The sequence below is a fragment of the Streptomyces sp. NPDC096311 genome (genome assembly GCF_044763085.1).
In the GTDB taxonomy this organism is placed as follows: domain Bacteria; phylum Actinomycetota; class Actinomycetes; order Streptomycetales; family Streptomycetaceae; genus Streptomyces.
Window position 1 is genome coordinate 124794 of record NZ_JBIWFN010000021.1, and the last position, 14584, is coordinate 139377.

General features: G+C 71.1%; 9 protein-coding genes. 3 read left to right on the forward strand and 6 right to left on the reverse strand.

The window, feature by feature from the left end; translation table 11 throughout:
* Positions 1–59: 59 nt before the first annotated feature.
* Positions 60–644 (reverse strand): transcriptional regulator NrdR, encoded by a 585-nt coding sequence (gene nrdR / locus ACIRA5_RS40925; protein ID WP_403699874.1) that lies wholly within the window; start codon positions 642–644, stop codon positions 60–62.
* 517 nt (positions 645–1161) lie between these two features.
* On the opposite strand from nrdR, the gene lexA reads away from it, so the two are divergent.
* A complete protein-coding gene (gene lexA, locus ACIRA5_RS40930; RefSeq protein ID WP_054229877.1) occupies positions 1162–1938 on the forward strand; it encodes a transcriptional repressor LexA in 777 nt (258 codons plus the stop codon).
* 881 nt (positions 1939–2819) lie between these two features.
* Here lexA and ACIRA5_RS40935 read toward each other — a convergent pair.
* The 5 genes from ACIRA5_RS40935 to ACIRA5_RS40955 all read right to left on the reverse strand — a co-directional run bounded on the left by ACIRA5_RS40935 (position 2820) and on the right by ACIRA5_RS40955 (position 11575).
* Positions 2820–4823, reverse strand: a complete 2004-nt coding sequence (locus tag ACIRA5_RS40935) for an ATP-dependent DNA helicase (RefSeq protein ID WP_403699877.1) — start codon at positions 4821–4823, stop codon at positions 2820–2822.
* 40 nt (positions 4824–4863) lie between these two features.
* Positions 4864–6930, reverse strand: coding sequence for an IucA/IucC family protein (locus ACIRA5_RS40940; RefSeq protein ID WP_403699880.1), 2067 nt, complete (start codon positions 6928–6930; stop codon positions 4864–4866).
* A gap of 56 nt (positions 6931–6986) precedes the next feature.
* The gene (locus tag ACIRA5_RS40945) at positions 6987–7724 is read right to left on the reverse strand and encodes a GNAT family N-acetyltransferase (protein WP_351312230.1); all 738 of its coding nucleotides are present in this window, start codon (positions 7722–7724) and stop codon (positions 6987–6989) included.
* 144 nt (positions 7725–7868) lie between these two features.
* Positions 7869–9833, reverse strand: coding sequence for an IucA/IucC family protein (locus tag ACIRA5_RS40950; protein WP_403699884.1), 1965 nt, complete (start codon positions 9831–9833; stop codon positions 7869–7871).
* 281 nt (positions 9834–10114) lie between these two features.
* Complete coding sequence (locus ACIRA5_RS40955) at positions 10115–11575, reverse strand: diaminobutyrate--2-oxoglutarate transaminase family protein (protein WP_403699887.1); 1461 nt, start codon at positions 11573–11575, stop codon at positions 10115–10117.
* Between the two features lie 284 nt (positions 11576–11859).
* On the opposite strand from ACIRA5_RS40955, the gene ACIRA5_RS40960 reads away from it, so the two are divergent.
* Positions 11860–13089 (forward strand): trypsin-like serine peptidase, encoded by a 1230-nt coding sequence (locus ACIRA5_RS40960; protein ID WP_403699890.1) that lies wholly within the window; start codon positions 11860–11862, stop codon positions 13087–13089.
* A 240-nt stretch (positions 13090–13329) separates the two neighbouring features.
* Positions 13330–14508 carry a trypsin-like serine peptidase gene (locus ACIRA5_RS40965; RefSeq protein WP_403699893.1) on the forward strand — a complete coding sequence of 393 codons (1179 nt, stop codon included), beginning with the start codon at positions 13330–13332 and terminating at the stop codon, positions 14506–14508.
* Positions 14509–14584 lie beyond the last annotated feature (76 nt).

The following is a 14584-nucleotide window of genomic DNA, read 5'->3' on the forward strand; positions in this document are numbered from 1 at the left end:
CCGCCCGCAACAGGTCTTTGGTCGCCACCGCTGGGGGCCGATCCGAGTCGGCCCTTCCGTCAGTCGGCGGCGTTGGCGGGTACGGGGACCTGGACGGCCCCTCCGGACCCGCGGTCGCTTTCCGGGCGCTCCGCGTCCGCGGCTGCCACGCCCGCATCCGCCTCGCCCGCGTCTTCCTCGTCCGCGGCGGGGCGCTGCTTCGTCTCTTCCCTGAGTTCCACGATGGCGGCCTCGAAGTCCTCGAGCGAGTCGAACGCCCGGTACACGGACGCGAAGCGCAGATAGGCGACGAGGTCGAGTTCCTGCAACGGGCCGAGTATGGCCAGACCCACGTCGTGGGTGGTCAGCTCGGCGCTCCCGGTGGCCCGCACCGCCTCCTCGACCCGCTGGCCGAGCTGGGCGAGCGCGTCCTCGGTGACCGGCCGCCCCTGGCACGCCTTGCGCACGCCATTGATGACCTTGGTACGACTGAAGGGTTCGGTGACGCCGGACCGCTTGACCACCATCAGCGAGCACGTCTCCACCGTCGTGAAACGACGGGAGCAGTCGGGGCACTGGCGGCGCCTGCGGATCGACGTGCCGTCATCGGTCGTACGGCTGTCGACGACACGACTGTCGGGGTGCCTGCAGAAGGGGCAGTGCATGGCTCCAACCCTCCTTCACAGCACGACTCATAGACCTCGCGGGACCTCTCGGGCCCCTCGAAGCAGCCCCAAGCATAGGCGATGACGGGAGGCTCGAAGACCCGGGGGACCACAACTTCTGGGCTGCTACAGCAATCCAACCACTAGATGTGGGGATCGAACCGTAAATTCACCCAGGACACGCGTGTCGCGCACGTAATGGCATGTGCCGCGCGGCCATACCGATCCCGGACACACGGAGATACCGTGGTCAGCGCGCGGAAGGGGGCCGGTACCCGACTTACGGGGTGCCGGATGGCAGACTGGGCCGCGGCCCACATCTGTCGGCACGGTCATCGCCCCGGCGGTGAAGAGTACAGCAATGAGCCCTTTTGTCCGCCGGATACATCGTTGGCTATACACCCAGACACATGACCACGACAGGCAATACGCGATTTTTCACTCGAACGTGTGTTTGGCGCAACCTTTCGAAAGCAACTACCGTTGTCCAGCAGGGAGACCATCGAGAGGGGCCGACGTGACCACCACCGCAGACAGTGCCACCATCACTGCCCAGGACCGCTCCCAGGGCCGACTCGAGCCGGTGCATGCGATGAACGAAGCCACGAATCATGAGGGGCCCAAGCGCTCCCTGCCAGGGCGACCTCCAGGCATCCGCGCCGACAGCTCGGGACTCACAGACAGGCAGCGCCGGGTGATCGAGGTCATCCGGGACTCCGTGCAGCGGCGCGGCTACCCGCCGTCGATGCGGGAGATCGGACAGGCGGTCGGCCTTTCCAGCACCTCGTCGGTCGCCCACCAGCTGATGGCACTGGAGCGCAAGGGCTTCCTGCGCCGCGATCCGCACCGGCCGCGAGCGTACGAGGTCCGGGGCTCCGACCAGTCCTCGGCTCAGCCCACGGACACGGCGGGCAAGCCGGCCGCGTCGTATGTGCCGCTCGTCGGCCGTATCGCCGCCGGTGGCCCGATCCTGGCCGAGGAGTCGGTGGAGGACGTCTTCCCCCTCCCCCGGCAGCTGGTCGGTGACGGCGAGCTGTTCGTCCTGAAGGTCGTCGGTGACTCGATGATCGAGGCCGCCATCTGCGACGGGGACTGGGTGACGGTCCGGCGCCAGCCTGTCGCGGAGAACGGTGACATCGTGGCCGCGATGCTGGACGGCGAGGCCACGGTGAAGCGGTTCAAGCGTGAGGACGGCCATGTGTGGCTCCTCCCGCACAACGCCGCGTACCAGCCGATTCCCGGCGACGAGGCGACCATCCTGGGCAAGGTGGTGGCGGTGCTGCGGCGCGTGTGACGGCACCTGCCGGGCGGGACACCCCGCCCCGCCCTTGACCGGGCCCCGGGACCACCTGCGCCGGTTCCGGGGCCCTGTGCGTTGCCCTCCGGGGGTCAGGCGGGGAAGTTGGGGGTGTGTGCGACGTCCAGAGGTGGCCCGCCCCGACAAGCCCCCCAGGGGCCTTTGCTCGCGGGGCGGGAGGATCATCCGCAGGCTCCGAGGGAAATGCGTAGGCGCGGAGCGATATGTGCGGGCCCCGGGCGACACGTGCGGACGTCGGACATCGGGCGACACGCCGAGCGCCGGACGGCGTGCGCGTTGCCGGGCGATATGCGCAGGCCCCGGGCGACACGTGCGGACGTCGGGCATCGGGCGACATGCCGAGCGCCGGACGGCGTGCGCGTTGCCGGGCGATATGCGCAGGCGCCCAGCGACAGGCGCTGGCGCCGGACGACGTGCACGGGCGCCCAACGACATGCAGAGGCGCCGGACGACATGCTCGGGCGCCTAGCGATATGCGGGGCCCAGCGGCATGTGCGGGGATCGCACGCCATGCGCGGGAGTCGCACGGCATGCTCGATGGTCGCACGGCATGCGCGATGCCGTCGCACACGGGCATGCTCGATGCGTCGCGCGGCATGCGCGGGAATCGTTCCGCGTGCGCGGGTGTCGGGAGGGTCAGGGGTGGGCCCGGGATGACGATCCCGAGACTGAGGGCACGAGCTGGACCTGGGGGTGCCCACAGGGCCGGTGGTTCGCGGGGTGCGGGTGTGGCCGTGTGGGTGGTGTTGTCTGGCCGGCGGGGCATCCGAGGCGGAGCAACTCCGCCCGAAGGGGCACCCGGGCAGGCCCGCCTCGGACCAAGTGCGCGGGGTTCGTCGGCCTGCGGCCGGGAAGGCCTATGCCTCCTCCGTCTCCCCCGCCCCCACCGTATCCTCCGCCTTCCGGGCCGCCGCGTCGATCGCGGTGAGCGACCTGCGTACCTGGTTACCGTCCGTGGTGTACCAGAAGTCAGGGAGGGACGCCTTGAGGTAACTGCCGTAGCGCGCCGTCGCGAGGCGCTGGTCCAGTACGGCCACCACACCCCGGTCACCCGTGGCCCGTACGAGGCGGCCGGCGCCCTGGGCCATCAGCAGCGCCGCGTGAGTCGCGGCGACGGCCATGAAGCCGTTGCCGCCGTTCTCCTCGACGGCCTTCTGGCGGGCGCTCATCAGCGGGTCGTCGGGGCGCGGAAAGGGGATCTTGTCCATGACGACGAGCTGGCAGCTGGCCCCGGGGACGTCGACGCCCTGCCAGAGCGAGAGCGTGCCGAAGAGGCAGGTCTTGGGGTCGGCCGCGAAGTTCTTGATCAGCTCGCCGAGCGTCTCCTCTCCCTGCAGCAGGATGGGGTACTCGGGGATGCGCGAGCGCAGCTCCTCCGCCGCGAGCTGGGCGGCCCGCATCGAGGAGAACAACCCCAGCGTGCGACCCCCCGCGGCCTGGATCAGCTCGGTGAGCTCGTCCAGCATGTCCCCACGGTCGCCGTCACGCGCGGGGCGGGACAGGTGCTTGGCCACGTACAGAATGCCCTGCTTGGGGTAGTCGAAGGGCGAGCCGACGTCGACGCCCTTCCACTGCGGGAGGTCATCGCCCTCGGTGCCCTCCGGGGCGAGTCCCAGCGACGCCCCCACTCCGTTGAAGTCGCCGCCGAGCTTCAGGGTGGCGGACGTCAGGACGACGGAACGGTCCGCGAAGAGCTTCTCCCTGAGGAGGCCGGAGACGGACATGGGAGCGACGCGGAGCGAGGCTCCGAAACGGTCATGACGCTCGTACCAGACGACGTCCCATTCGGAGCCGTTGCTGATCCGCTCCGCCACGTCGTGCACCGACTCCACCGAGGCGAGAGCCTGCTTGCGGACGGAGTCCTCGTCCTGGACGGACTTGTCGCGGGTGGAGCCGATCGCCGAGATCACCGTACGAGCGGCGTCGCGCAGTGCCATCAGCGCGTATCCGAGATCCTCCGGGATCTCCTCCAGGCGGCCCGGAAGCGCGAGCTCCATCAGCCGCTCGAAGCCCTCGGCGGCAGTCTGGAGCTGATCGGCCGCCTTCTCGTTGACGAGCTTCGCGGCGCGACGCACCGCGCGGTTGACCTGGCCGGGCGTGAGCTCACCGGTCGCGACACCGGTGACCCGGGAGACCAGCTCATGGGCCTCGTCGACGATCAGCACCTCGTGCTGCGGGAGGACCGGCGCGCCCTCGATGGCGTCGATCGCGAGCAGCGCGTGATTGGTGACGACGACCTCGGCGAGCTTGGCTCGCTCGCGGGCCATCTCGGCGAAGCACTCCGCTCCGTAGGCGCATTTGGTGGCGCCCAGGCACTCACGGGATGAAACGGACACCTGAGCCCACGCGCGGTCGGAGACGCCGGGCGTGAGGTCGTCGCGGTCGCCGGTCTCGGTCTCGTCCGACCAGTCCCGCAGCCGCAGCAGGTCCTGGCCCAGCTTGCTGGTGGGCGCGGCCGCCTCGAACTGGTCGAAGAGGCCGTCCTCCTCGTCCTGCGGCACGCCCTCGTGCAGCCGGTGCAGACACAGGTAGTTCGACCGGCCCTTGAGCATCGCGAAGTCCGGGCGGCGGCGCAGCAGCGGGTGCAGCGCGTCGACGGTCCGCGGAAGATCGCGCTCCACGAGCTGCCGCTGGAGCGCCAGGGTGGCGGTCGCCACGACCACCCGCTCCCCGTGGGCGAGCGCGGGCACGAGGTAGCCGAGCGACTTTCCGGTGCCGGTGCCCGCCTGGATCAGCAGGTGGGAGCTGTCGTCGATGGCACCCGCGACGGCTTCGGCCATGGTCACCTGGCCAGGGCGCTCCGTGCCGCCGACAGCAGTGACGGCAGCATGCAGGAGTTCGGGGAGTGAGGGCTCTGTCATAGCGTTGCCAGCCTACGGGGCGCCACTGACAATCGGGCGATCAAGGCCGGTGGAGGGGGTTCGGGACCGTGCCGTGCACCGCGGCGTGCGGGCGTTCGGGACGGTCGCGGTAGCCGTCCAGGTGCAGTCGGTTGCGGTTGAGGCACAGGCGCTCGATACGCGGAGTGAGCAGATCGAACATCTCGTAGCGCTCCTTGAGCTCGGGAAAGCGCGTCTGGTGGCGGACGATCTCCGCCCGGACGAGCGCCCAGAACTCGGCCTCCGGAACGCCGAGTTGTTCCTCGCAGAGCGGTGCGAGATAGCGGAAGACCCCCACGAAGAGCCCGGAGTGGATGAACTGGGTCAGGAATGCCGGCGGCTCGGTCAGCAGCACGTTCCGTACGTCGTCCGGCATGGTCGCGTGCTCGGGCAGGGGGTCCGCGCTCACGTTGACGTCGTCCACGAAGTCCTTCACCGCGAGGCGGACGGGGACGTCGTGGTCGTCGAAGACGACGATCGCGTTCTCTCCGTGGGGGCTGAACACCGTGCCGTACCGATAGAGGAAGTGCAGCAGCGGCGGCAGGAGCGCGGCGAAGAGGCGGCGCAGCCAGACGTTGGGGGCGAGGCCCGAGCGTGCGACGAGCTCCGCGGTGAAGGCGCGGCCGTCCGGGTCGGTGTGCAGGAGCGCGGCCAGGGTGCGCGCGCGTTCACCGGGCGCCAGATGGCGGGAGACCGGCTCGCGCCAGATGGCGCCGAGCAACTCCTTGTACTGATAGGGAACTTCGGGGAGGGCGTCGTACACGGGGTGGTTCACCGTCACCGAGGCGACCTCGCCGAGCAGGATCACCCCGCAGGTGTCCCGCAAAAAGGGGTCGGCGTCTCTCAGGGCATGCATCCAGGCGGTGACGGCGGGCGCCGCGAGCGTGCGTTCCGTCGGCAGGCCGCGCCAGACCAGGGTGTTGAGCACGGACAGCGGCAGTTTCACCGTGTGCCGGTCCGGGCGCGAGACATTGAGGAACGTACGGATCGACTGCTGCGGGAGCCGCAGGTCGCCGTCGGAGGGCAGTGGCACGATCGTTCCCGCGGCTACGGAGGGCGCGAACAGTGGCAGCACGACGTCGTCCCACTGCCAGGGGTGCACGGGCAGATAGAGGTACGACTCCGGAGTGAGCCCGCGCGCGCGTAGTACCCCCTCGAAGGACTCCCGCGTGGCGGGGGCGAGTTCGCGCGCGTAGAGCTGTTCGGCGGAGTGAAGGCTCGTGACGCCTCGGTAGGTGGCGAGCGTCGTGTGCACCGCGATCCAGGGGATCGGCGTCGCTCTGCGGGCCTCCGGCGCCCAGTCGGCGGCGTCCGTCGCGGAGAAGCCGAGGCGGCCCTTGTTCAGCACGATCCAGGGGTGGCCGGTCTGGTGGCCCTCCAGTTCGGCGTAGCCGAGGTCGGCCAGTTCGGACGCCGTACGGGCGTCGCGGTGGAGGCGGGCGTCCGCGGCGAGCGTCGTGCTCAGTTCACGGACCACGTGGCCGAGCGTCGCGCCGTCGATCTCCAGCGTGCCGCGAGCCCGGGTGAGGAAGCCGAGCGGGTCGGCGAAGGGGCACGGCTCCGCCCCCTCCTCGGTGAGGGTGAGCGAGGCGGGGTCGACGCGCCAGCTGTCGTACGAGGCCCGGCGGGCACGGAACGAGAGGCTGCCGCCGGCGTCGAGGCGCAGCGCATAGGGGCGGAGCGTGTCGGTGTGCCCGGTGTTCTCGTGCCCGCTGTTCTCGTGCGGGGTGTCGTGGTGGGTGGAGGCGGGGCGTGGTGAGGGTCGCGAGGAGGCCGCTCCGGCGGAGGAATCGAGGCCGGTCGCCGGATGGTGTTCACCACGGAGGGGGGCCACTTTCCCCTCCGCGCCCCGCCGAGCCTCCGGCCCCGGCTCCGTACCCGAACCCGGCTCCGACCTCGAACCTGGCTTCGACCCCGGATCCAGATCGGACTCCGGTTCCGGTCTGACGATCTCCTCGTGGGCGAACTCACCGATCATTTTCGCGAGCAGTCGGCGGCCGACCTGGTCCCATCGGTCTTTGCGCAGCTCGGGCGGGTCGTACAAGGCGGGCAGCTCTCCGGATGCCGGGGTGGCGGATGGATGCGGCACGGGGACTCCTTGACAGGGAACCGGATCGGAACGAGCGGTGCGGTGGGGGCAGGGCGCTACAACAGATCGCGCAGGCTCCGGTCCCGGACCATGAGGGCTGCCCGTTTGCCGGGCAGGTCGACCTCGGCGGAGAACCGGAAGCCCGCGCTCAGGAAGGCGGAGACGGAGGGGGTGTTACGGAGGTCGGGTTCCGCGACGACGCGGGCGCAGGCCGGGCGCTTGTCCAGTACGAGGTCGGCGACGGCGCGGAGCAGGGCGGAGCCGAGGCCTCGTCCGCGGTTGGCGACACCGCCGATGAGGAGGTGCAGGCCGGTGTCGTGCGGGCGGGCGGGATAGTGGCGGGCCAGGAGGTCGAGGTCCGCGCGGTAGATCTCCCAGTAGCTCATCGGGGTGCCGTCCAGCACGCCGAGGCAGGGCACACTGCGGCCGTCGCCGTCGAGCTGGCGGCACAGATGTTCTTCTGCGACCGACTCTGGTCCTGCCAGCTCCCAGAACTCCGCGACGGCGGGGTCGTTCATCCAGCGGGAGACGAGCGGGAGATCACGCTCCACACGGACGGGGACCAGGTGGAAGGCGCCCACGGGAGTGGCGATCGGGCCCCAGCCACCGATGCGGTCGAGCAGGTCGTCTCCCCCGGCCGACTCGACCTCGGAGCCGAGGAGCGCGAGAAGCTCGTCGGGCAGGCGCAGGTCGAGGGTGTCCTCGTTGTCCGTGCCCGGTCCGGGGCCCGGGTCGGCGCCGAGGTCGGTGACGGGCGCGGTACCGGCGTCGGTGCTCGCATCGGTGGGAGGCACGGCGACGCTCCTCTCAGGAGACGGGGTGGGACATGTTCCTCAGGATTGGCAGGGAGTTGGCGAGGATGACTTCGTCAGGACTGGCAGGGGGTCGGCGAGGGCGGCTTCGTCAGGGCTGACAGCGGGCCGGCGAGGGCGGCTTCGTCAGGAATGGAGCGGGTTGGCGAGGGTGACGTAGACGGACTGGGTGTCGACCGGGCCGACGAGTTCGTCGAGGCCGTGCAGCCGGGTCAGCAGGTTGGCCTTGCAGCGCAGGACGGGCGAGTCGAGGAGGTGGGCGGGCAGGGGTGTACGCAGTCGGGCCGGGCCGCAGGCCACGTCGGTGAGGAAGCGGCGGAAGGCGGCGAGCAGCAGTTGTTCGTCGGCGAGGTGCTGGGAGCCGAACGCGCCGATGAGGCCGAGCACGTTGTTGATCGCCAGGTAGTAGGCGAAGCGTTCGTCGGTGACCTCGTCGGAGACGAAGGTGTCGCTGTGTTCGCCGATGCCGGGCAGCCGGGCGTCCAGCTCGGCGCGCCGGGACGCGCGGAAGTAGTAGCCCTGGTTGTCGCGGTAGCGGCCGCCCGTGGGCCAGCCGTCGGGGTCCAGCAGGAGCAGGGTGTTCTGCTGGTGTGCTTCCAGCGCGATCCCCGCCTCGCTGTCGAGCCAGAGCACGGGGCGTACGACGTGCTCCAGGTAGCGCAGGAACCACTCGGCGGCGACGGCGCCACGGGGCCTGCTGGTGCGTCCGGCGAGGCGGGTGACGATCTCGGCGAGCCGGGATCGCATCACGGGCCGGTCCTCGGATCCGCTGCGTGCGCCGGGTCGCGCGTGGGGCCGGGGAGAGACGAGCCCCGCGACACAGCCGGCGTCGTCGGTCGGCCCGAACGGGTTGTGGCGGATCATCACGTCGAGCCCGGCCAGCGGGGTGCCGTCCGGGGCGTTGACGGCGAGCCAGGCCGGGTCGCGGACGATGTCGAAGCCGGGGTGGGCGGACTGCCACTGCTTGGACAGGCCGCCGCGCAGCAGACGGTGGACCTCCACGCCGCGGTGGAGCTCCTTGCGGAGGTTCTCACGGCGGGAGTTGGTGATGCGCAGGCCCAGCGACAGCTTGAGCATCGCGGGGGCGCCGCAGCGGTAGAGGGTGCGGACGGAGGAGGTCGGGTGCCAGGCGGAGCCGTGCGGGCCGAGGTCCCGGAGCAGTCCGGCGTCAAGCAGGGCCGCGGTCTCGGGCCGGTGCCGGACGTCGGCCAGCTGCCAGGGGTGCAGCGGCAGGGCGGCGTACCCGTCGGGCAGGGACAGCCCGGCTCCGGCCAGCCGCGCGGTGAGCTGCTGCGCGGGGACGGGCCGGCCGCGCTCCGTCCACGCCGAGTCGGCCGCCAGGACCGCGGGGGCGACCGCCATCCAGTGCAGCGGGAAGGAGCCGCGCAACTCGGGTGAGTACAGCCGCGCTTCGGCCTCGGAGAGCCCTTCCCGGCTCTTCGGGGTGGGGTGCCACGGGTGCCCCAGCACCAGTGCTTGTTCGGCGGCGAGGAAGAAGTCGGGGGTGTCGGCGGGCCGTTCCCTGCGGTCGTTGATGAACACGACGGTCCGCCGCACCGAGTCGGCGACCCGGCCGACCAGGTCGGCACCGTCCCCGGCGAGACCGGGTTCGGATACGGGCTTCGACGTCACCTCGGCCGCGCTCGTCGTCGCGTCGCCCGTCGCCGCCTGGCGCGCGAGCAGGGCCGCCACGGTGACGGCGTCGGCGGGCGGTGCTCCCTCGGGAGCGTCGGCGAGGTGCGGGAGGCCGAAGCGGTGCCAGCCGGTCGGGGACCAGTGGTGGACCGGCGTCAGGAGAGAGGTGCCGCTGGCCGGGAGGGGGATGCGGAGGGTGCCGTCGGTGGGGGCGGGCAGGTTGTTCTCCCGCACCCAGCAGCGCAACAGGTTCTCGACCGCCGCCGCCTGGGCCGCGGTGTGGGCGGCGGGGTGCTCCAGCAGGTCGGCGGTGGCGCCGCGCAGCCGCTCGGTCTCCCGGGCCCCTCCCGTCTGCCGGGGGACCGCGTCGGCTCCCAGGGCCGGCGGGGTCTGCGTGCCACAGGCCGCTCGCTCGGGGGTGTCGGGACGGCCGTCGGGTGCGGGGGTGGCGTTCAAGAGAGTTCCTCGGGGTCGTTCAGGCTCGTGCGGCGACGAACCGGGGCGGTACTGGCGTGCTCGGGGCGTGGAGCGTGGGGCGTTCCTGGTCGGTCCGGGTGGGCGGACGGGGGTCCGGGGCGAAAGGGGTTCGAGTGAGGGATCCGAGTGGGGTGGTCCGAGTGGGGTGGTCCGAGTGAGGTGGTCCGAGTGAGGTGGTCCGAGTGAGGTCTGCGTCCCGACCCGGCGTGGGGGCCCGTCGAGGGGACCGCCGTACGGGCCGCCCGCGGCGGTTGCAGGTCCTATCCGGCGTGCTCACCTGATGCGGAACCCCGACCGTGTCCGGCCGACCCGCCCAGTCCCGCGCGCGCCGCCGTCGCCACCGCGTCCGCCAGTCGGTCGAGCACCGCGGTCGCCTGTTCGTCGCTGATCGTCAAGGGCGGGAGGAGTCGCACCACACTGGCGCGGCGCCCGCCCAGTTCCACGATCAGACCGCGGCGCAGGCACTCGCGCTGCACGGCGGCGGCAAGTTCGGGGGCGGCGGGCCGGGGGCCGTCGGTGGTGGTGTCCGGGGCTGTCTCGGGATCCACCAGCTCGACGCCGATCATCAGCCCGCGGCCCCGTACGTCACCGATGCAGGGGAACTCGTGGGCGAGTCCACGGAGTTGAGTGAGCATGCGGGAGCCCAGGGTCGCCGCGCGCTCGGCCAGTCCGTTCTCGCGGACGTACGCGAGGGTCGCCGTGCCCGCGGCCATGGCCAGCTGGTTGCCGCGGAACGTGCCCGCGTGGGCGCCCGGTTGCCAGACGTCGAGGTCGTCGCGGTAGACGACGACGGCCAGCGGCAGACTCCCTCCGATGGCCTTGGACAGGACCATCACGTCCGGGGTGATCCCGCTGTGTTCCACGGCCCAGAAGGCTCCGGTGCGCCCGACGCCGGTCTGGACCTCGTCCGCGATCAGGGGAATGGAGCGCGCCGCGGTGATCTCGCGCATCCGGCGCATCCAGTCGTCGGGCGCGGGAATCACCCCGCCCTCGCCCTGGACGGGTTCGAGGATCATCCCGGCGGGACGTGGCACGCCGGACTTGGTGTCGTCGAGCAGGGACTCGGTCCAGCGCGCGGCGAGTTCGGCACCCCGCTCACCGCCGATGCCGAACGGGCAGCGGTAGTCCTGGGGGTAGGGCAGGCGCGCGACCCGGACCTCGGTCGCGCCCCCGGATGCTTCGAGCGCCCCCGCGGTCATCCCGTGATAGGCACCGGTGAACGCGAGCATTCCGGTGCGTCCGGTCGCCGCGCGCACCAGTTTGAACGCGGCCTCGACGGCGTCCGTCCCGGCGGGTCCGCAGAACTGCACCCGCGCGCGGGCGGCGAACTCCGGGGGCAGCGTGCGGAACAGCTCGGTGGTGAAGGCGTCCTTGACGGGTGTGGCCAGGTCGAGGACGTGCAGTGGCGCCCCGGAGTCGAGGACTTTTCTGATCGCTTCCAGGACCACCGGGTGGTTGTGTCCCAGGGCCAGGGTGCCGGCGCCGGAGAGACAGTCGAGGTAACGGCGCCCGTCCGCGCCCTCGATGGTCAGCCCCCGCGCCCGCACGGGGACGATCGGCAGGGCGCGCGCGTAGGTGCGGGCCGCCGACTCGCGCGCCGACTGACGCCGCAGAATCCCCTCATGCGCCGCGCGCGCCCCCTCGGACACTCCGGGCACCCTCTCCCGCGACTCCTCGGGCTCGCGCCCCACCGGTACCACCGCAGACTCGGTCACGGCCACGACTTCAGGTCCTCCCGCTGTCCAGAGGCGAGTTGGCAGGGGGCTCTGAGCGCAGGCGGCAGGTCCCCCGTACATACCAACGACGCGACCGGCTCGGGGAAGCGGGTGAGTCGAAGATCCTTGCCGTGACGGAACCGTTGCCGTTCCGTGGGATGTCCCCCACAGCGAGCGCATAGTGTGTGGTGCCGTTCAGCGACACCGAACGATGCACCTGTGTCCCGTACCGAGGGACTCCGGATCGGCGGATCCTGACAGGTTCTCTTACGTCCAGGGGGAGTTACACCATGCGATCCATACGCCCGCCCTTCGCCGCTCGTCGAGGGAGGAGCGCGCGCCGCGGAACCTCCCCCGTACTGGCCGCCGTCGGCCTGACGGCGGTACTGGCGCTGACCGCCACCGGCTGCGACTCGGGCGACAGCAACGCGAGCGGCCAGGCCGGCGCGTCGGCGTCCCAGAGCGGCGACGACAAGATCAAGATCCCGGACGACATCAAGAACAAGCTCAAAGAGCACGGCATCGACATCGACAAGTGGAAGAACGGCGCCTGGAAGAACTGGAACAAGGACGACTGGCTGCGCGAGGCCAACGACTTCGTCAACCCCATCATCAAGGGGCTGTGGGACCCGGACCGGATGCGCGGCGCCGACGACCCGGACAAGAACAAGGGCGTCGACGAGAACGACCTCTCCGGTGACCAGGGCGTCACCGACGCCACTCCGGCGCCCGTGGCGGCGAAGGCCGTGAGCGCCGCCTACCACGACAGCGTGCCCGAGGCGGGCAAGGTGTTCTTCGACTCTCCCGAGGGCACGATGGTCTGCTCGGCGACCGTGGTCGAGGACCCCGCGCACCCGGGCAAGTCGAACCTCGTGTGGACCGCGGGCCACTGTGTGCACGCCGGCAAGAAGGGCGGCTGGTACCGCAACATCGCCTTCGTGCCCTCGTACAACAACGCCGGCAGGACGTCCGCCCAGCTGCAGAACGCCGCGCGGACGGAGGTCGCTCCGTACGGTGTCTGGTGGAGCGACTGGGCGCAGACCTCGGACCAGTGGATCGCCCAGGGCGGCTCCACCGGCGGCCAGGGCGCGTCGTACGACTACGCGGTCCTGCATGTGACGCCGGAGAAGGGCAGCAACGGCAAGTCCCTCGAGGAGACAGTAGGTTCGGCGCTCCCGGTGAACTTCAACGCTCCGGCCGTTCCCAAGGTCGCGAGCATCACGGCGACCGGTTACCCGGCGGCGGCGCCGTTCGACGGGCAGAAGCTGTACCAGTGCACCGACAGGCCCGGCCGTCTGTCGATCGCCAAGGCGGACCCGACGATGTACCGCATCGGATGCACCATGACCGGTGGTTCGTCCGGCGGCGGCTGGGTGGCGACCGGGTCGGACGGCAAGCCCGCCCTGGTGTCCAACACCTCGATCGGCCCGGTCAGCGCGGGCTGGCTGGCGGGTCCCCACCTGGGTGCGGTCGCCAAGGGTGTGTACGACTCGGTGAGCAAGAAGTTCGCGAGCCAGTGAGACAAAGGGCCAGTGAGACAGAGGGCCGGTGAGACAAGGCGCCAGTGGGACAACGGGCCCGTGAGACGACGATGCGCGGGCCAGTGACCCGACAGGCCCGACAGGCCCGACAGGAATCGCACACGGACCGCACGGGCGGCGGTGGGGTGGCGCACAGAAACCTTCACCACTCCACCGCCGTTCGCCCCCAATTGCCCGGGCATAGTGAGGTGTCAGCACTTCAACGGGGGTTGCACCAGCATGCGTTCCGTACGTGGGCGCGGCCGGCGCCGCGTTCTCATCGCCACCGGCCTCGCCGCCGCCCTGGCGCTCACCGCCACCGCCTGCAACTCGGGCGACGACAAGGCGAGCGGGTCCAGCGCCTCCTCGTCGCACAACGGCGACGACAAGATCAGGATCCCGGACGACATCAAGAGCAAGCTCAAAGAGCACGGCATCGACGTCGACCAGTGGAAGAACGGCGGCTGGAAGAACTGGGACAAGGACAAGTGGCTCAGTGAGGCCAAGGACTTCGTCAACCCGGTGATCGCGGGGCTCTGGAAGCCCGAGCGCATGAAGTCCGCCAAGGACCCGGACAAGACGATCTCGGCGAAGGACGCGGCGGCCGACCAGGGCGTCAGCGACCCGGATCCGGCGCCGGTCGAGGCCACGGCGGAGAAGACCCCGTACCACGACCACGCCGCCCCGGTCGGGAAGGTCTTCTTCGACTCCCCCAAGGGCTCGATGGTCTGCTCCGGGACCGTCGTCAAGGACGTCAACCACCCGGGCAAGTCCAACCTGGTGTGGACGGCGGGCCACTGCGTGCACGCCGGGGGCAAGGGCGGCTGGTACCGCAACATCGCCTTCGTGCCCGCGTACAACGACCAGGGCAGGTCGGAGTCCGAGCTGAGGAACGCCTCCGCCGCGCAGATCGCCCCGTACGGCGAGTGGTGGGCCGACTGGGCCTCCACCTCGAACGAGTGGATCGCGGGCGGCGACGAGACGGGCGGCACGGGCGCCCCGTACGACTACGCGCTCCTGCACGTGAAGCCGGCGCAGGGCTCGAAGTCCCTGGAGGAGACGGTCGGCAACGCGCTGGACGTGGACTTCTCGGCGCCCTCCGCCCGGGACGTCAGCACCATGGGCGCGTGGGGTTACCCGGCCGCGCCGCCGTACAGCGGTCTGAAGATGTTCAAGTGCGTGGACCGGCCGGGGCGGCTGTCGCTGAGCCCGAGCCTGCCGACGATGTATCGCATCGGCTGCACGATGACCGGCGGTTCCTCCGGCGGCGGCTGGTTCCGGGTCGTCGGCGGCAGGACCGAGCTGGTCTCGAACACCTCGATCGGCCCGGCCGACAACACCTGGCTCGCGGGGCCGCAGCTCGGCAAGGGCGCGCAGGCGCTCTACGAGAACATGAGCAAGCGGTACGGCGGACAGTAGGCGCCGCGCCCACCCGGCCACGGCGAAGGCCCGCACCCTGCGAGAGGGTGCGGGCCTTCGTACGTCGTCCCTGCGG

Bases quoted from the DNA above. Each gene is read 5' to 3' on its own strand.
- ACIRA5_RS40965 (WP_403699893.1), top strand. From the start codon at position 13,330: ATGCGTTCCGTACGTGGGCGCGGCCGGCGCCGCGTTCTCATCGCCACC.
- nrdR (WP_403699874.1), bottom strand. From the start codon at position 644: ATGCACTGCCCCTTCTGCAGGCACCCCGACAGTCGTGTCGTCGACAGC.
- ACIRA5_RS40960 (WP_403699890.1), top strand. From the start codon at position 11,860: ATGCGATCCATACGCCCGCCCTTCGCCGCTCGTCGAGGGAGGAGCGCG.
- ACIRA5_RS40935 (WP_403699877.1), bottom strand. From the start codon at position 4,823: ATGACAGAGCCCTCACTCCCCGAACTCCTGCATGCTGCCGTCACTGCT.